This is a genomic window from Blautia sp. HCN-1074 (assembly GCF_037890165.1).
GTDB lineage: Bacteria > Bacillota > Clostridia > Lachnospirales > Lachnospiraceae > Blautia_A.
Genome location: NZ_JBBKBP010000001.1, coordinates 1 through 18,943, shown reverse-complemented (window position 1 = coordinate 18,943; position 18,943 = coordinate 1). Strand labels below are relative to the sequence as shown.

Sequence of the window (18,943 nt, the reverse complement as noted above, 5' to 3'; positions counted from 1 at the left end):
TATTCAGCAGGAGGAGTGGATGAAAAAAGAGCTGTATTTATGGATCCGGAATCTGGCTGTGTTTTATATTTTTTTTACAGCTGTTCTCAATCTGGTTCCGGATAAAAAATATGAAAAATATGTGCGTTTTTTTATGGGGCTGCTACTGATATTTATGATGAGCACACCGATATTTTCTATTCTTGGAAAAGGTCAGGAACTGACGGTGAGTTTTCTGGAGAACTTTTCGAGGGAGAATAAAGAAAAAGAACTTCAGGAATTTCAAAATCTACAAAAGATATATCTGGAAAAAGGCTATGAAATGGAGCTGGAACAGAAAATCAGAGAATCTTTGGAAAAAAGAGGCATAGAAGTATATAAGGTGAAAGTAAATATAGAAGGAGAGGACGCGCAGGCAGATATTTTACTAAAGAAAAAGATTTCGCAGGAAGAGAAAAGGGGGATCGCAGATGAACTGGTGGAAGAATGGGGGATTAATGAAAACAGGATTCATATCCAAACTGCCAAAGATGAGTCCGGCAAAGTGGGGGATTCTCTTACTTCTTGGGATACTTCTGGCCGTGGCAGCGATGCCAGTCTCTGATAAGAAACAAAAGACCACTTTTGCATTGAATGAAACAGCAGATCTTCAAAAAAGCATGTTGGAAGAAAAACTGGAAGCGCTTCTTGAAAATGTGGACGGAGTGGGAAAAGTACAGGTCATTCTGATGACAGATGAGAAGAAGGACGGACAGAGTTTTTATAATTCCGGCACGATACAGGTGACAGGCGTTCTGATCTCGGCAGAAGGAGGTGGAGATCCTGTGGTGGTACGGGAGATTCAGGAGGCAGTAATGGCATTATTTCAGGTGGACGCTCATAGAATTAGAATAATGAAAATGAAATGAGGAGAGAAATGTGAAAAAAGTCATCAAAAAAAATCAGGTCATCATTACATCACTGGCAATTCTCATTGCAGTAGCAGGATATCTGAACTTTGCAGATGTAGATCTCGGATTTAAGGATAAGGAAGCAAGTACGGATAGCAGCAGTATCCTTGAAGATGCGGGATATGATCTCACAGATGAGACAGCCCTTTTGGATGAAAATCAGTCGGATAAAAGTGCAAGTCTTACAGATGACAGCCTCACAAACAGCCAGGAAACAGATACGCCGGGAGAGGCGGTGCTTACAGGTTCTACCGGATTTGCCGCACAGGCAAAAATCAGCAGAGAACAGGTTCGGTCTCAGAATAAAGCTGACCTCCAGGACATTATCAATAATGAGGGGATTGATGATGAAGAGAAGCAGGAAGCAATACATACCATGGTTTCTATGACAGACCTTTCGGAGAAAGAAGCGGCGGCAGAACTTTTGCTGGAAGCGAAAGGATTTAAGGATGTCGTGGTAAATCTTACCGGAGAAACCGCAGATATAGTAGTTCCGGATGCGGAACTTTCTGATGCCCAGAGGGCACAGATTGAAGATATCGTAAAAAGAAAAACAGGAATTGCCGCAGAGAATATTGTGATCACTCCGCTGAAAGAAGGAGAAGATGTTGCAGAGGACAGCGTAGATACAGCGGCAGATGTTGGTGAAAGTTCAGACACATCAGACGGATCATCAGATGATACTTCCTATGAGGACAGTGAGACATCCGCACAGCCATATGAAGATACAACGATTGACACGACTGACATTTATGATTGACAGCCCGACAGAAATATCCTGAAAATCAACAGACATATATCTTGACAGAAAAGCGGTGCATATACTAGAATAGGAATGCTGTAAAAAAATAGGAAACGTAACAGATACTGTTTGGCTGGATGCTGGACAGTTGCAGATAATAATTAATTTAAGAAAGCGCACAGGAGGCTAAACGTGTCTAAGTATACGAACGAAATAGAAAAAAGAAGAACATTTGCCATTATTTCCCACCCGGATGCAGGTAAGACAACACTGACTGAGAAATTCCTGCTGTATGGCGGAGCTATCAACCTTGCCGGTAGTGTTAAAGGTAAGGCAACTGCCCGCCATGCAGTATCAGACTGGATGGAAATCGAGAAAGAGAGAGGTATTTCCGTCACCTCTTCTGTTCTGCAGTTTCATTATGACGGATATTGTATCAATATTCTTGATACACCGGGACATCAGGACTTCTCAGAGGATACTTATCGTACACTGATGGCGGCAGACTCTGCTGTCATGGTAATTGATGGTTCTAAAGGTGTCGAGGCGCAGACAAGAAAATTATTCAAAGTCTGTGTTATGCGCCATATCCCGATTTTTACATTCATTAATAAAATGGACCGTGATGCAAACGACACATTTGATCTTCTGGACGAAATTGAGAAAGAGCTTGGAATCGCAACATGCCCGATCAACTGGCCAATCGGTTCCGGTAAGAAATTCCGCGGTGTCTATGACCGTAACACCGAAAAAATTCTTACTTTTTCTGATACACAGAAGGGAACGAAGGAGGGTGTCATTGAAGAAATTCCGTTAAATGACAGTCATGCAGATGAGATTATGGATCCGGAACAGAAAGCACAGCTTCTGGATGAAATTGAGCTTCTGGACGGAGCAAGCGCAGATTTTGACCAGGAGCTGGTAAGCAAGGGGAAATTAACTCCTGTATTCTTTGGTTCTGCTTTGACAAACTTTGGTGTGGAAACGTTCCTGGAGCATTTCCTCAACATGACTACTTCACCGCTTCCGAGAATGTCTGATGCCGGAGAGATTGATCCTATGGATGATAATTTCTCAGCATTTGTATTTAAGATTCAGGCCAATATGAACAAGGCGCACAGAGACAGAATCGCATTTATGAGAATCTGTTCCGGTAAATTTGATGCTTCCCAGGAAGTATATCATGTACAGGGGGACAAAAAAATGCGTCTGCTTCAGCCGCAGCAGATGATGGCTGAGTCACGTCATGTAGTAGACGAGGCATATGCGGGAGATATTATCGGTGTATTCGATCCGGGCATCTTTTCTATCGGTGATACGATCTGTGCACCGGGTAAGAAATTTGCGTTTGAGGGAATCCCGACATTCGCACCGGAACATTTTGCAAGAGTTCGTCAGATCGACACCATGAAGAGAAAGCAGTTTGTAAAGGGAATCAATCAGATTGCACAGGAAGGTGCAATACAGATTTTCCAGGAGTTTAATACAGGTATGGAAGAGATTATCGTAGGCGTTGTAGGTGTCCTGCAGTTTGATGTTCTGAAATATCGTCTGGAAAATGAATATAATGTAGATATCCGTCTGGAGACACTTCCATATGAACATATCCGCTGGATCGCAAATAAAGAAGAGGTAAAAGTGGACAAGATCGTTGGAACTTCTGATATGAAGAAAGTTACCGATCTTAAGGGAAATCCTCTGCTTCTTTTCGTAAATTCCTGGAGCGTGGGTATGACAGAAGACAGAAATCCGGGCTTAATATTAACGGAATTCAGCAAATAACCCTTTTCATTTATCTGCCGATTTGGTATAATGGACAAAGATTAAGAGATTCCTTAGGAGGTTTTTCAATGGCAGAGAAGAGAACAACATATAAAATACAGGATTTAGGCGGCATTGGTGAAGTTCAGATCGCAGACGAAGTGGTTGCTATCATTGCCGGACTTGCTGCTACAGAAGTGGATGGAGTTGCTTCCATGGCAGGCAATATTACAAATGAACTGGTAAGCAAGCTTGGAATGAAGAATCTTTCCAAGGGTGTTAAGGTTACTGTACTCGAAGGAGTAGTAACAGTAGACCTGAACCTGAATATCGAATATGGCAGAAATATTCTTGAGACAAGTAAGAAAGTCCAGGAGAAAGTAAAATCATCCATAGAGAATATGACAGGCCTTGAGGTTGCAGATGTCAACATTCATATTGCCAGTGTAGATATGGAGAACGAAAAAGGAAAGTAACCCTTTCCTTTTTTGTGTACTTAAGAAGATAATAGAAAGGAAAGCTGTTTATACAGCGGGAATTATGCGAAGAAGAGAGCAGAGAGAACATATTTTTAAATTACTGTTCATGACAGAATTTAATTCAGAGGAAGAGATGAGTGAACAGCTTTCGCTTTATTTTGATACTCTGGAGGAGCTTTCAGGGAAAGATCAGGAGTATATGAGCCAGAAATATCGTCATGTACTTGAGAAATTAGATGAGATCGATGTATTGTTAAATGAGACAAGCAGGGGATGGAAGACTAAGCGAATGAGTCGTGTTGACCTTACTGCTCTGCGTCTGGCAGTGTATGAGCTGAAATATGACAAGGATGTACCTACAGGAGTTGCCATTAACGAGGCAGTAGAACTTGCCAAACGTTTCGGTGGTGAGACATCAGGTTCCTTTGTAAATGGTATCCTTGGCAAGATCGCCAACAGTGAAAGCGAAGAGAAAACAGAATGAGAAATGCATATTCTGTAGGACAGGTAAACCGTTACATTAAGAATATGTTTACCCAGGATTATTTACTGCAGAAGATTTATGTAAAAGGAGAAGTGTCCAATTGTAAATACCATACAAGTGGACACATCTATTTTTCCCTGAAAGATGAGACAGGCACATTAAACTGTGTAATGTTTGCCGGACACAGACGGGGACTCGCATTTGCCATGAAAAATGGCGACAAGGTAATCGTAGGCGGAAGTGTAGACGTATATGAACGCGACGGACGCTATCAGATGTATGCAAAAGAGATTACCCTTGAAGGTGCCGGAGCTTTATATGAGAGATATCTTGCGTTGAAGCAGGAGCTCGAAGATATGGGGATGTTTGCACAGGAGTATAAGCAGCCCATTCCCAGATTTATCAAACGTCTAGGTGTGGTAACTGCACCGACAGGTGCGGCTGTTCAGGATATCCGCAATATTTCCTATCGAAGAAATCCCTATCTCCAGATTATTTTGTATCCGGCTCTTGTGCAGGGTGCAGGGGCAGCAGAGAGTATTGTCAGAGGAATTGAGATGCTTGATGTGGCAGATGTAGATGTGATTATCATCGGAAGAGGCGGCGGTTCTATCGAAGATCTGTGGGCCTTTAACGAAGAAATTGTAGCCCGGGCAATTTTTGAATGCCGTACTCCGATCATATCTGCAGTAGGTCATGAGACTGATTTTACGATCGCTGATTTTGTTGCGGACCTGCGTGCGCCGACACCGTCTGCTGCAGCAGAACTTGCAGTGGATGATTACAGGAGTGTTGTTGAGGCGGTGAGCCTTTACAGACAGCGGATTTACCGTGCAATGAGCAACAGGGTAGATCTGTATAGAAGCAAAGTTGAATATTTTCAGACGAAATTCGGTTATCTGAGCCCTGAGAATCGACTGCGTGAGCAGAGACAGCGCCTAGCTGATCTGGAGAATGCGATTCAGAATACAATGGAGAGGAAACTTCAGGAGGACAGGCACAGACTGTCTATTTATCTGGAACGTTTTACAGGGTTTTCTCCATTAAAGAAACTGAATCAGGGATATTCTTATGTAACAGATAAGACGAAAAAAACACTGACAAGTGTAGAACAGGTACAAAATGGGGATACCATTTATATATCTGTGACAGATGGTACAATAGAAGCACAGGTTGAGAGTACAGTAAAGGAGGAGAGGATCCATGGCGAAGAATGAGAACAGTGAACAGTTACAGGAGGAGAAGCCTCTGGAGGAGATGTTTACAGAGCTTGATCTGCTGGCTGGGAAACTGGAGGATCGCGAGACATCACTGGAGGATTCTTTCAGACTGTACAGACAGGGTATGGAACTTTTGAAACTATGCAGTGAGAAGCTAGATACAGTGGAGAAGAAGATGCTGCAGCTCAATGAGGATGGTACGTTTAGTGAATTTTCAAGATGAATTAAAGAGAAGAACGGATGAAATAGAAGAAATGTTCCGTAGCTTTCTGCCAGCGGAAGAGGGATTTGCCAGAACAATGGCACAGGCGATGAATTACAGCATGCTGGCCGGAGGAAAGCGCCTGCGTCCGATGCTGATACAGGAGACATATCGTTTATTTGGCGGCACAGAGAAAGTTGCAGAGCCATTTATGGCGGGAATGGAGATGATCCATACCCATTCGCTGATCCATGATGACCTTCCTGCGCTGGATAATGATGATTACAGGCGAGGCAGGCTGACAACGCATAAGGTTTATGGAGAAGCTATGGGAGTCTTAAGCGGTGTTGCTTTGCTTAATTATGCATATGAAACAATGTTACAGGCATTTTCACTTACAGAAGACCAGGACAGAGTAATCTGTGCATTGAAAGTGATGGCAGAGAAAACAGGTATTCATGGAATGCTCGGCGGTCAGAGCGTGGATGTAGAGAACGACGGAAAACCTCTTGAAAAAGAGATGCTGGATTACATCTACAGAAATAAGACCTCTGCACTGATCGAAGCATCTATGATGACAGGAGCAATTCTTGCAGGGGCAGATGAGCAGCAGGTAGCTGTGGTAGAAGAGGCTGCCGGAAATATCGGTCTTGCTTTCCAGATTCAGGATGACATTCTGGATGTGACCAGCACAGATGAAGAACTTGGAAAACCTGTGCACAGTGATGAGAAGAATAATAAGGTCACTTATGTGACACTTTTTGGGATAAAAGAGGCTTCCAGACAGGTAGAACTGCTTTCAGAAAAAGCAATAAAACTGCTGAAAAGCCTGAATAAAAATAATGAATTTCTGTATTTGTTAATTGAAAAATTGATAAACCGCAGAAAATAAAGGAAGGATACAAATGATTCTGGAAAAAATCAAGAAACCCAATGATATCCATAAAATACCGTTGGCCGATTTTGAGCCTCTGGCAGAGGAAATCAGAGACTTTTTAATCCAGTCTGTAAGCCGGACAGGGGGACATCTTGCTTCTAACCTGGGAGTGGTGGAACTGACGCTGGCTCTTCACAATGTATTGGATTTTCCGGAAGATAAACTGATCTGGGATGTAGGACATCAGGCATATACGCACAAGATTCTTACCGGAAGAAAAGATGAATTTAAGAATCTCCGTCAGGAGGGTGGCTTAAGTGGATTTCCGAAGAGAAGTGAGAGTGACTGCGACGCATATGATGCAGGCCACAGTTCCAATTCGATTTCAGCAGGTCTTGGATATGTGCGGGCCAGAGATATTCTGGGTCAGAAACATCATGTGGTTTCTGTGATCGGAGATGGTGCCCTTACCGGAGGAATGGCGTATGAAGCATTAAATAACGCGGCAGAATTAAAGACGAATTTTATCATTATCATTAATGATAACAATATGTCGATTTCCAGAAATGTGGGAGGAATGTCTACTTATCTGAGTGCCCTGAGGACTGCGGAAGCTTACACAGGGATGAAGATGGGAGTGACAAAGACGTTGAAGAAAGTTCCGAAAGTCGGCACCGCACTGGTAGATACCATGCGAAAGACCAAAAGCAGCATCAAACAGCTTTTTATTCCGGGAATGCTGTTCGAGAATATGGGACTGACATATCTTGGACCGGTTGACGGTCATAATATGCGTCAGATGATGAAGCTGTTTAATGAGGCGAAACGAGTGGAAGGACCTGTTGTTGTCCATGTTCTTACAAAGAAAGGAAAAGGATATGGTCCTGCAAGCGCTCATCCGGACAGATTTCATGGAACCGGACCATTTGATATTCATACAGGCCATCCGCTTCAGAAGAAATCTGTACCGGGTTATACAGATGTTTTTTCTAAAGCACTGGTTTCTTTGGGAGAGAAGAATAAGAAACTGACAGCTATTACAGCTGCGATGCCAGACGGAACCGGACTTATAGAGTTTTCCAGACGTTTTCCGGATCGTTTTTTTGATGTGGGAATTGCAGAAGAACATGCAGTGAGTTTTGCAGCAGGACTGGCTCTTGGCGGACTGGTTCCTGTAGTCGCGATTTATTCATCTTTTCTCCAGCGGGCGGTAGATCAGATATTGCATGACGTATGTATGCAGAATCTTCATGTGATTTTTGCTATTGACAGAGCAGGACTGGTAGGAGCAGATGGAGAGACACATCAGGGGTGCTTTGATCTGTCTTATCTGTCTATGATGCCGAATATGACAGTTCTTGCACCGAAGAATGACAAAGAGCTGGAAGAAATGCTTGCATTTGCAGTGGATTGTGACGGACCGGTTGCCATTCGATATCCACGTGGAAGCGCATATCAGGGTCTGCAGGAACATCAGGCACCTGTGGAACATGGTAAGAGCGAAGTTATTCACAGAGGAAAGAAAATCGCAGTACTGGGAGTAGGAAGCATGATTCCATCCTGCCTGGAAGTCTGTAAGGGACTGAAAGAAGACGGTTTTGATCCTACTTTTGTAAATGTCAGGTTTGTCAAACCGTTAGATGTGAAGCTGCTTGATGAGCTTGCAAAAGATCACAGCCTGTTTGCAACCGTAGAAGAAAACGTAAAAAGCGGCGGATACGGAGAGCATGTATCTGCTTATATGGAAGCCTGTCATCCTGAGGTGAGAGTATTATCTGCATCTGTGTGGGATCGTTTTGTGCCACAGGGAAATGTAGACAGCCTGCGTGCAAGAATTGGTCTTGGTGTAGCTGATATCAGACAGGCAATAGAGGATAGTGAGGAATTAAAAAGACAATGAAGAAACGTTTAGATATGCTTATGATGGAACGTGCCCTTGCGCCGTCACGTGAGAAAGCAAAGGCATACATCATGGCAGGAGATGTATATGTAGATGGTCAGAAAGAGGATAAGGCAGGGACAATGTTTCCGGAGACAGTAAAGATTGAAGTCAGAGGAAATACTCTTCCGTATGTAAGCCGCGGTGGACTGAAGCTTGAGAAAGCGATGAAGAATTTTGATGTGACATTAGACGGCAAAGTCTGTATGGATGTCGGTGCTTCTACCGGTGGATTTACGGACTGTATGCTTCAGAATGGCGCTGTAAAAGTATATTCGATCGATGTCGGATATGGACAGCTTGACTGGAAACTGCGTAATGATCCGAGAGTAGTCTGTATGGAGAAAACGAATATCCGTTACGTAGTGTCGGAAGATTTAGAGGGACCGGCAGATTTTTCATCTATTGATGTTTCCTTTATCTCTCTTACAAAAGTTCTGCTTCCTGTAAGAAATCTTCTTACAGATGAGGGCGAGATTGTATGCCTGATTAAACCACAGTTTGAAGCCGGAAGAGAGAAAGTCGGTAAGAAAGGTGTGGTAAGAGATCCTGCTGTTCATCAGGAGGTTATTGAGAAAGTGCGCGATTATGCCATGAGTATTTTCATGGAACCATGTCATCTTTCTTTTTCGCCGATCAAAGGACCGGAGGGGAATATCGAATATCTTCTTCATCTTAAGAAGCATCCGGAAGGAACGGAGGTTACAGACAGTCTGGAAGTATCTGTGGAGGACGTGGTTGCCCAGGCACATGGAGCATTAGATAAATAAGACTGGATCAGGAAGAAACTATGGACAGGTTTTATATCATTACAAACAGTGACAAAGATTCAAATCTTGCGATCACAGGAAAAATTACAGAATATCTGAAGGCACATGGCAGAAGCTGTGAAGTACAGCAGGCCGAAAGAAAGCATGAAGGGGCTTATCATTATACAGATCCGTCAAAGATTCCGGATGATACACAGTGTATCATCGTTCTGGGTGGAGACGGTACACTTCTTCAGGCGGCCAGAGATGTGGTGCACAAAGAGATTCCGCTTCTTGGTATCAATCTGGGGCATCTCGGATTTCTTGCAGAGGTAGATCAGACATCTTTATACAGTTCACTTGATCAGCTGATGGCAGATGATTATGAAGTGGAAGAACGAATGATGCTGGAAGGAAGAGTATACAGGGGAAAAGAACTCATCGGGGATGACATTGCCCTGAATGATATTGTGATCGGCAGAGACGGACATCTTCGCGTGGTGCGTTTTAAGAATTACGTAAATGATGTATATCTTAATTCCTATAATGCAGATGGAATCATTATTTCCACGCCGACCGGATCTACGGGATATAGTCTGTCAGCAGGCGGCCCTATCGTATCACCGAATGCGGCGATGACAATTATGACTCCGATAGCACCTCATACGCTGAATATGAGAAGCATTATTTTTCCTGCACAGGATGTGATCACTGTGGAGATAGGAAAAGGAAGACACTGTGACTGCGAAAAGGGAATCGCATCTTTTGACGGAGATACATTTATTCCCATGGTTACCGGTGATTGCATACAGATTCGTCAGGCGGATGTAAAGACAAAGATTCTGAAGCTGAATCATTTAAGCTTCGTGGAAGTGCTGCGCCGGAAGATGAGAGACAGCTGATTAGCAGGAGGAAATAACGTGAAGGTTGCAAGACATGAGAAAATTATTGAACTGATTCATCAGTATGATATTGATACACAGGAGGAACTGGCATCCAGACTTAATGAGGCAGGATTTAAGGTAACACAGGCGACTGTTTCCAGAGATATCCGTGCCCTTAAACTGACAAAAGTAGCAGGAAAAGAGGGAAAATCCCGCTATGCGATCATTAATAATGAATCAGGCAGTCTTGGAGCAAAATATACAAGAGTACTGGAAGATACCCTGCTTTCTATTGATGTGGGACAGAATATCATTGTGATAAAGACCGTTTCCGGAATGGCAATGGGCGTGGCAGCAGCACTGGATGCCCTGAAATGGCCGGAAATATTGGGGTGTATTGCAGGTGATGATACCATTATGTGCGCTGCAAAGAATGCAGACATGGCACTGGGAGCAGCAGAGAAATTAAGAAGCTTTGTAAGGCTGAATCAATGACAACAACGAGACTAGTTTGGAGGCAATTATAAATGTTAGCTCATCTGCATGTAAAGAATCTTGCACTGATAGAAGAAATAGAAGTTGAATTCGGACCGGGATTAAACATTCTGACTGGTGAGACCGGAGCGGGTAAATCGATTCTGTTGGGATCAATGCAGCTGATCCTCGGGGCAAAGACTTCTAAAAATATGATAAGAGAAAATGCACCTTATGCGTTAGTGGAGCTGCTTTTTCAGATAGAGAATGAAAAAGCAAAAGAAGCATTAAAAGAGCTGGATATTTATCCGGAGGATGGTCAGGTACTTCTTTCCAGAAAAATCATGGATGGAAGAAGTATCAATAAAATTAACGGTGAGACAAGTACAGTCGGTCAGATGAAAGCTGCGGCAGCTTGTCTGTTAGATATTCATGGACAGCATGAACACCAGTCTCTGTTGTATCAGGATAAGCAGCTTGCAATTCTGGATGCGTATGGAAAGAACCGGGTTCTTCCTGTAAAAGATAAAGTATCTCAGGCCTATAAAGAGTACAGTAAATGCAAAACAGAACTGAATTCCATGAATATGGATGAAGAACAGAGAAACCGGGAGCTTGCTTTTCTGGAATTTGAGATCAAAGAGATTGAGAAGGCGAATCTTCAGCCGGATGAGGATGAGGAACTGGAGCGCCAGTACAGGAAAATGAGTAATGCAAAACTAATCGTGGATTCATTACAGCTAGTACATAATCTTACAGGATATGAGAGCAAAGAAGGCGCCGGTGAGACGGTAGGTGAGGCTTTGAAGGAGTTTTCACATGTAACCCAGTACGATTCAGAGCTTGCACCTATGGCAGAAACACTGACTTCTGTGGATGGTCTGCTGAATGATTTTAACAGAGAACTGTCCGCATATCTGGATGATATGACCTTTGATGAGGGAGAATTTTATGAGACAGAAAGGCGTCTGGATTTAATCAATGGGCTGAAGGCAAAATATGGACGTACGATCGAAGATATATTCTCCTATCGTAAACTTCAAGAAGAAAAACTGGAAAAATTACGTAAATATGAGGAAAATTTGCAGGAATTGAAGAACCATCTCAAAGAACTAAAAGATGTTCTTGAAGAAAGATCGGATGAATTATCCCGAATCCGTAAAGAATATAGTAAACAGCTGGAAGAAAAGATTATTCAGGGACTGAAAGATTTAAACTTCCTGGATGTGAATTTTGCCATTGATTTCCAACAGAAGAAAAATTATACAGATAACGGAACCGATGATATTCAGTATCTGATTTCCACAAACCCTGGTGAGAGTCTGAAACCATTGGGCCAGATTGTATCCGGTGGTGAGTTATCACGAATCATGCTTGCACTGAAAGCAATCCTTGCCGACAGAGATCAGATAGAAACTCTGATCTTCGATGAGATAGACACTGGTATCAGTGGAAGAACTGCGCAGAAGGTATCAGAGAAGATGGCAGTGATCGGTCAGCATCATCAGGTGCTCTGTATCACGCATCTGCCACAGATCGCGGCTATGGCTGACAGTCATTTTGAAATTGAGAAACATCTGCAGGGAACGGAAACGATCACCCAGATTCATGTACTCGAGGAAGATGATTCCATCCGGGAACTGGCAAGACTCTTAGGTGGTGCAGAAATCACATCTGCGGTTTTTGAGAATGCAAAAGAAATGAAAGAATTGGCACAGAAACAAAAAAATACAAGATTCAAATAAAATAATTGACCATATACTAAGAGAGGATAATCCTATAACAGATTGTTCTCTCTTATTTTTTTACGGAAAGGATGTGCGCAGGAATGAACAGAAGAAAAAAATACAGATTCTTTGTTATATGTTGTCTGGCATTGGATCTGCTGGCAATATTCTGGCTTGGATATAAGTATCTGGACAGAAAAATTCCGGACGAGATCCAGATATCCAGGGACAGTGGTGAGAATACTGAAGATGTAACGGAAGTTCTCTCGGCACCATTGGTCACATTTGAAAAAGCGGTTACAGTCTCGCAGGATGGAGGATATATCCTGCCCTGCAGGCTGTTAGGGTATATTCCATTTAAAGAAGTAAAAGTGACACCGGTAGATGAGCAGGAAATCTATGTCAGCGGAAGTACGATAGGAATTTACATGGAGACAGAAGGTGTGCTGGTGATCGACACCGGAGAGATAGAGGATCAGAACGGTGAAATGAAAGAACCGGCGAAGAACCTGGTCAGACAGGGAGATTATATTGTTTCATTTAACGGCGAGAAAATTTCTACGAAGAGAGAGCTGATTAATGATATCGCCGGACTGGATGGGGAAGAAGTTACGCTGGAAGTGAAACGGGAAGGTGAGAGTGTGCCTGTTTCAGTAACGCCGGTAAAGGACACAAAAGGAGACTATAAGCTTGGAATCTGGGTCCGGGATGATACGCAGGGAATCGGAACACTTACTTATGTAGATCAGAATGGAAGATATGGGGCACTGGGACATGGAATCAGTGATATAGACACGGCACAGCTTCTGAATATCAGAAACGGAGCGCTGTATAAAGCCCAGATTCTTGCAATCAATAAAGGAAGCAAGGGAAATCCGGGTGAACTGGCAGGCTTTATCCGCTATGATGACAGGAATATTCTGGGAAGTATTGAGATAAACAGTAAGAACGGAATCTATGGACAGTTTTACAAAGGTGCGGAAGATGGAATCACATTGAAAAAAATGCCGGTGGCATATAAGCAGGATGTGAAAACAGGAGAAGCTTCCGTTTTATGTAACGTCGATGGAGAAGTCAGAGAATATCAGGCAGAGATTAAAAGAATCGATCTGAACCATGAGGATACCAATAAAAGCTTTGTGATACAGATAACGGATGAAAAACTGCTGGAGAAAACCGGAGGAATCGTGCAGGGACTCAGCGGAAGTCCTGTGCTGCAAAACGGCAAAATGGTCGGGGCCATCACCCATGTCTTTGTGCAGGATTCTACGAGTGGGTATGGGATCTTTATTGAAAATATGTTGGGGAAATAGCTTCCCACTGTTTTAGAGTGTGTTTGGAAAACAATATGAAACATGAGCATATTATATTGACTGAATATCATAGCATATTTTATACTCACTAATGAATTATAGCATGGTGCAAAGAATATGGCATAAGCTTTTGGGCATGGGCAGTTCTGGAAGAGGGGATGCTTGTTGATCCACGTATCAAAACGGGAAAGTCTATAATGAAGATCATATTTGATCGAAAAAAGAGAACGCTGCATCCTCTTTATGTATTGATGAACAAAATAGGAAAATCTCATCAGTTGACAATTCCACAGGTAGCCATTGCTTATTGTAGTAATAAAGGAGTTGTACCGATATGTGGATGCAGACGGCTGCAACAGGTAAAGGAACTAAGTCAGGCTGTAAATACAATTCTTACAGAAGAAGAGATAAGGCGTCTGGAAAAGATGGCTGATAAACTTGATGTACATATTCTTGGTTCTGATATGTTCAGGTTTATAACAAGGAAAAATAAATAACAGGTGTGTGAAAAAATCTCCGTCCATATAATACAGACGGAGATTTTTTATTTATATTATAGGAAATTACGCCGTAATGTTCCTATAATATAAAAAAGCCCTCCGGGCAGGATCGCACTGCGGCGAAGAGGAATTACAGTGAGATAACCTTTAAACCCGGAAAACTCCCTGAATTGCATCTGAGACTGGAATGTGATGAAGCCGGGAAATTCAGGGTCTATGAGGATTCTGTTCTTTTGGATGAAAAAGAATATGACAGACAACGGATTGAGAATCTTGCGGATACAATGGGGCTTCAGATAGAAAGAAACAAAATTACTTTAGACAGCAGCGAAAAAGAGATAGAAGATGATATTTTCAGACTGATAGCAGGATGTTACCTGATTTATTTCCTGCATTATTTTATGGAATTGCCATAATTGCTCTATTCTGTCTTATTTTGCTGTGAAATGAGAAAAAATTGTCAACAGGATACTGCTTGATTTATGAGATACTTTCTCAACAGTGGCACGATAATTTTCTTGCATTTTTATACAGATTAGTATACACTAACCAACAGAGTTAACCGAAGTAAACTATTGTGCGATTTGTTCATTTAAACTTCTATTGAAGAACTGAGATGAATCGGAGGATTTTATCCGCTTCATCTGAAATGAGATGATGCACAGATAGCTTCAAGTCAGGGACGAAATGTTTTTTGCCCCTGATATCATATTACAGGAGGAGAAAGAAACAGATGAAGAAAAGAATGGCAATTCTGATGTCTATGGCAATTGCGGCAAATATGATTGCTTCTGTACCGGTATGTGCAACAGACATATTTACAGATTCAATGACTACGGATTCAGCGACCACACAGGAGGCAGATGATGATTCCTTTAGTGATGGATCGGGAACACCGGATTTTGCGGATGAGCAGGACAATGTACAGGCAGCTCAGGATGAGGGAACGCAAAATGCAACAGAACCGCCGGATGTGACGGCAGAATATAACAGCGGATGGAGTCCAACATATAAAATAAAAGGACAATTTGGTATTGACTATTTTAATGGTACTCTACAAATATCTGTAAGAAGCAATAATTCAACTGCAAATTTAACAAAAGCATCATCTTCTTTCTTTTTAAAAAAGGGAGAGTATTATATGCATTCAACGGATCAGTATATTCAATTTTCGACGGATTCTTTTGAAGTAAACGATCAGATTGTAATCACCAGTACCGGATACAAGGATCTTACTTTAAAGGTAACAGGAATCGGAAATAACTGGGCTGTTGAAAAAGTAACTTCACAGACTGAACCTGAACAGACCAAAGATGCACCAACATTTGTGGGAGATCAAGTGGAAATTTCATATACAGACTACAAGATCATTAAACCAGCTGATGAAAATACTGATTCTGATTACATCAGTAAAATCACAGAAATATCTGTAGATGGGACAAAATGGGATAAAACAAATTCTGCAGCAGCATTATTTGGCAGAAATGCATATTATCCAGACAGCAGTGAGAATCGTGTTGTATTTGATTCAACTGTACTTCACACTGGAAATGTCATTACAATAAAAAGTGATGGATATAAAGAACTTTATCTTAAGGTAAATGCAGAGGGAAATGCCTTCACAGTTGTTGCAACTGATTCCGATAAAACTAATATTAACGGTGCATCCAACGGAGTGAACACTCTTCATGTCAGATTAAAAGGATACTTCGAAAGCGCTGTTACAGGGCAGAAGAAATACGATGCAGTTTCAGGTGCATCCACTTCTGTTTCATCCAACAAAAACAGTAATGTAGTTGTGGAAGCGGCAGATCTTCCGGATGGGAAGGAACCTGTTGAAGATGACTGGAAGGAGTTAACAAAAACAAGTGTAAAAATTGACACAAAGAATACAAAGGTAAACATTGACAGTAAAAGTGGAATGGCAGGGATGTATTCCACATATGACAGTTCTCTGTCTCTCAGCGGAACTCCTGCTGAAATAGGTACATATCCTGTCAGCGTTACATTGACCGATGAGTCAGGGCGTACAGTAACAAGTAATGAGCTTACTTTCAAGGTTTACAGTACTAATGAAAAACTGGCAGATCATCTGAAGCTTGCCAATGCAACCGAGACTGCAGACGGAAAATATATGTATGATATGGATCCATGGTTAATTCCTGATTTTAATGATACAGATGATATTGTAATAGTCCCGGCAAAGATTAAAGCCTGGTATGGCTCTCATACCAGCGGTACGTATGGAGAACTGGGATGTGCTGTTTCAGAGGGAGAAGCTACAACTCAGACATTGATCATACCGGATGGATGTAACCTTACAATGGTCAATATGAAGGTTCTCAGCAGTGTGAAGGTAAAAGTAGAAAATGGCGGAACATTGAATCTGAGAGATTCTTCCATATATGGACAGATTGAAGTAGAAAATGGTGGAACAATATCTGTCAACCACGATGATTATAGCGGAAAATTCCTGACAGGTACTTCTGTTAATGGACAGCTGATTCTGAATGATGGAGCGACCATAAAGAATTCTATGATCTACTCCAACACTAATTTCCTTACTGATGGAACACAGGCACGTCACAATACATCACCTGTTGTTGTGACAAATGGAAATGTAAAGGTAGAAGGAAAAGTATATATCAAAGGTGATGAAGCTGCCACAGGAACAGATCCTGCCACAGGAAAAAGCTACAGCGGACAGCCGGCCCTGAAAGTCAGCAGCGGGACACTTACTATTGGCGAGGGCAGCCAGCTTGCAGCATACGGTGGAGGAAACATAGCAACTACTTCAGTTGGCGGTGCAGCGGTGATTCTTGACAACGGAAAGATTTCCGGAGCAGGAACGTTGATTGCTGTTGCAGGACGAGGAGATGGTGATAACGGTGGTAATGCAGTTGAGGGCACCGGAAATGTAGAAACAGCAAAAGCATATCTGGAAGGAGGTTCTGCTTATTTATTTATGAACAAAAATGCGGAACCAGGCAAAGCGTATACTGAATCTGTCACTATATCTCCTTCTACAAAAGGAACAGCAGTAAATGGTAAAAAAATAACTTCCAACAGTGAATCTGCTCCGAATACATATTGGAGTGACATTACAAAAACACCGGATGATAAAATTCAGAACTGTACCATATCAGACACTACAATCATACAGACCGTAAATCCGACACCATCGGTAAAACCATCACCATCGGTAAATCCGACACCATCGGTAAATCCATCACCATCGGTAAATCCATCAGTAACGCCAGCACCAACTGTTACTCCGATACCGGATACTTACCCGGAGGGGACTGAGAAAGATAAGAATGGAAATCTCGTTACACCAAAAGGAATCGTGATCAGTTCAGATGGAACTGTAACACTTCCGGATGGCACGAAGCTGACACCTGATGCAGATGGTAAAAAGCCAACTGTAAATAAAGATGAAACTGTAACAGATACAAAAGGAAATATTTACAGTACAGACGGAAGTATCACAGATTCAGACGGAAATTATACCAGACCTGCAAAAGCAGTTATAAAGAATGTATCTGTTTCCAAAAACTCTGTAAAAATGGTGCTGAATGAAGAGTGTAAGGGTGCTCTTAACTATGATTATGTAATCGGCACCTCTGAGGATATGCTTAAAACAAGACAGTATACAAAGGTCCTGAAAAATCAGGAAGACCTGAAGTCTGCATTTGCATATATGGATAAGGGAACCTGGTATGTAGCGTGTCACGCATGGCTTAAGGGTGAAGATGGCAAAAAAGTATTTGGACAGTGGTCTGAGATCCATAAAGTAGATGTGAGTGCCATTACGCCACAGACACCTGTGATCAGTAAGGTAACTGTTAAAGGCTCCACAGTGACGGTAAAATATACGAAGAGCAAAAACGCTCAGGGCTATGATGTAGTTCTCAGTGATACCCTTACCAGAACTAACGGACAGAAACGTCCTGCTGTTTCCAGAGAGAATTATTATGTAAAAAAGATAAAAGGAAATACGGTAACTGTTACATTTAAGAACGTTAAATCAGGCATTTATTATATTGGTTTACATGCATGGAACCGTACTTCTGAGGATAACTCAAAAACATTCAGCGAATGGTCAAATGTCAGAAAAGTTAAAATGAAATAAAAAATTGTGAATAATGGTTGAATAAATCAGAGGGGATACCGGCAATGCACATTATACATTGCAGTATCCCCTCTGATTTGTTTGGAATGTTGCGGAGATTTTGCTTCCAGCATCGCTTGTGCACGTTCTATCTGTTTGCTGCGGATGGATTTCTGGTAAAGGGCATATTTAGGGGAATAAGTAATGATCAAACGCTGCTGTAACTTTTTAGTGGTATATGGTTCGTCTTTGTAATAAAGTCCTTTGTCGTCTTCGGGCAGTTTTGAGATATCAACAGGTTTATCATCAGATACCCTTTTGAATCCCTGCGGGCTTAAAGCCCATTCTTTCTCTTCTTTTTTCAGCTTTTTAATAGACTGGGTCACAATATAGGCCCGTTCCCCCATATGGTTATATTCCCTGATAGATTCGGATCCCAGACCTGCATCGCTGCAGTAAATAAATTTCTGACATTCAAAATCTTCGAGGATCTTTTGCTCTAATGGTTTCAGCGATGTCTGTTCGTTTGAATGACCGCGCGTCGCATTCTCG

General features: G+C 42.0%; 18 protein-coding genes and 1 pseudogene. 18 read left to right on the top strand and 1 reads right to left on the bottom strand.

Going from position 1 to position 18,943, the window contains the following annotated elements:
• Window positions 1-19 precede the first annotated feature (19 nt).
• From WKT11_RS00095 to WKT11_RS00010, 18 genes are all read left to right on the top strand, one after another.
• Window positions 20-583: a stage III sporulation protein AF gene (locus WKT11_RS00095; RefSeq protein ID WP_117677127.1), complete on the top strand. Its 564-nt coding sequence runs from the start codon at window positions 20-22 to the stop codon at window positions 581-583.
• Window positions 570-887: a hypothetical protein gene (locus tag WKT11_RS00090; RefSeq protein ID WP_242986892.1), complete on the top strand. Its 318-nt coding sequence runs from the start codon at window positions 570-572 to the stop codon at window positions 885-887. Before WKT11_RS00095 ends, WKT11_RS00090 begins: the two co-directional genes overlap by 14 nt.
• 10 nt (window positions 888-897) lie before the next feature.
• Window positions 898-1,689: a SpoIIIAH-like family protein gene (locus WKT11_RS00085; protein ID WP_340281478.1), complete on the top strand. Its 792-nt coding sequence runs from the start codon at window positions 898-900 to the stop codon at window positions 1,687-1,689.
• 174 nt (window positions 1,690-1,863) lie between these two features.
• Window positions 1,864-3,453: a peptide chain release factor 3 gene (locus tag WKT11_RS00080; protein WP_118136530.1), complete on the top strand. Its 1,590-nt coding sequence runs from the start codon at window positions 1,864-1,866 to the stop codon at window positions 3,451-3,453.
• 68 nt (window positions 3,454-3,521) lie between these two features.
• A complete protein-coding gene (locus WKT11_RS00075; RefSeq protein ID WP_117677124.1) occupies window positions 3,522-3,908 on the top strand; it encodes an Asp23/Gls24 family envelope stress response protein in 387 nt (128 codons plus the stop codon).
• 64 nt (window positions 3,909-3,972) lie between these two features.
• Window positions 3,973-4,395, top strand: a complete 423-nt coding sequence (nusB, locus tag WKT11_RS00070) for a transcription antitermination factor NusB (RefSeq protein ID WP_117677123.1) — start codon at window positions 3,973-3,975, stop codon at window positions 4,393-4,395.
• Window positions 4,392-5,612 carry an exodeoxyribonuclease VII large subunit gene (xseA, locus tag WKT11_RS00065; protein WP_340281473.1) on the top strand — a complete coding sequence of 407 codons (1,221 nt, stop codon included), beginning with the start codon at window positions 4,392-4,394 and terminating at the stop codon, window positions 5,610-5,612. Before nusB ends, xseA begins: the two co-directional genes overlap by 4 nt.
• On the top strand, window positions 5,599-5,838 hold the full coding sequence (gene xseB / locus WKT11_RS00060; protein WP_117677121.1) for an exodeoxyribonuclease VII small subunit: 240 nt from the start codon (window positions 5,599-5,601) through the stop codon (window positions 5,836-5,838). The genes xseA and xseB overlap by 14 nt, the downstream gene beginning before the upstream one ends.
• Window positions 5,822-6,709 (top strand): polyprenyl synthetase family protein, encoded by an 888-nt coding sequence (locus WKT11_RS00055; RefSeq protein WP_340281468.1) that lies wholly within the window; start codon window positions 5,822-5,824, stop codon window positions 6,707-6,709. The genes xseB and WKT11_RS00055 overlap by 17 nt, the downstream gene beginning before the upstream one ends.
• Window positions 6,710-6,722: 13 nt before the next feature.
• Entirely contained in the window at window positions 6,723-8,594 is a 1,872-nt protein-coding gene (gene dxs, locus WKT11_RS00050; protein WP_178414109.1) for a 1-deoxy-D-xylulose-5-phosphate synthase, read from the top strand.
• Window positions 8,591-9,403, top strand: a complete 813-nt coding sequence (locus WKT11_RS00045; RefSeq protein WP_117677119.1) for a TlyA family RNA methyltransferase — start codon at window positions 8,591-8,593, stop codon at window positions 9,401-9,403. The genes dxs and WKT11_RS00045 overlap by 4 nt, the downstream gene beginning before the upstream one ends.
• 20 nt (window positions 9,404-9,423) lie before the next feature.
• A complete protein-coding gene (locus tag WKT11_RS00040) occupies window positions 9,424-10,284 on the top strand; it encodes an NAD(+)/NADH kinase (RefSeq protein WP_117845719.1) in 861 nt (286 codons plus the stop codon).
• Window positions 10,285-10,302: 18 nt separating this feature from the next.
• On the top strand, window positions 10,303-10,761 hold the full coding sequence (gene argR, locus WKT11_RS00035; RefSeq protein WP_118136524.1) for an arginine repressor: 459 nt from the start codon (window positions 10,303-10,305) through the stop codon (window positions 10,759-10,761).
• Between the two features lie 32 nt (window positions 10,762-10,793).
• On the top strand, window positions 10,794-12,485 hold the full coding sequence (recN, locus tag WKT11_RS00030) for a DNA repair protein RecN (protein ID WP_117845721.1): 1,692 nt from the start codon (window positions 10,794-10,796) through the stop codon (window positions 12,483-12,485).
• Window positions 12,486-12,568: 83 nt separating this feature from the next.
• Window positions 12,569-13,780 (top strand): SpoIVB peptidase, encoded by a 1,212-nt coding sequence (gene spoIVB, locus WKT11_RS00025; protein WP_243099592.1) that lies wholly within the window; start codon window positions 12,569-12,571, stop codon window positions 13,778-13,780.
• Between the two features lie 95 nt (window positions 13,781-13,875).
• Window positions 13,876-14,277 (top strand): aldo/keto reductase, encoded by a 402-nt coding sequence (locus WKT11_RS00020; RefSeq protein WP_117677114.1) that lies wholly within the window; start codon window positions 13,876-13,878, stop codon window positions 14,275-14,277.
• Between the two features lie 173 nt (window positions 14,278-14,450).
• A complete protein-coding gene (locus WKT11_RS00015; RefSeq protein WP_242986881.1) occupies window positions 14,451-14,696 on the top strand; it encodes a hypothetical protein in 246 nt (81 codons plus the stop codon).
• A gap of 317 nt (window positions 14,697-15,013) precedes the next feature.
• Window positions 15,014-18,412: a hemoblobin-interacting domain-containing protein gene (locus WKT11_RS00010; protein WP_118590736.1), complete on the top strand. Its 3,399-nt coding sequence runs from the start codon at window positions 15,014-15,016 to the stop codon at window positions 18,410-18,412.
• A gap of 53 nt (window positions 18,413-18,465) precedes the next feature.
• On the opposite strand, the pseudogene WKT11_RS00005 reads toward WKT11_RS00010, so the two are convergent.
• Window positions 18,466-18,943, bottom strand: a pseudogene (locus WKT11_RS00005) (IS1634 family transposase); the annotation flags it as partial.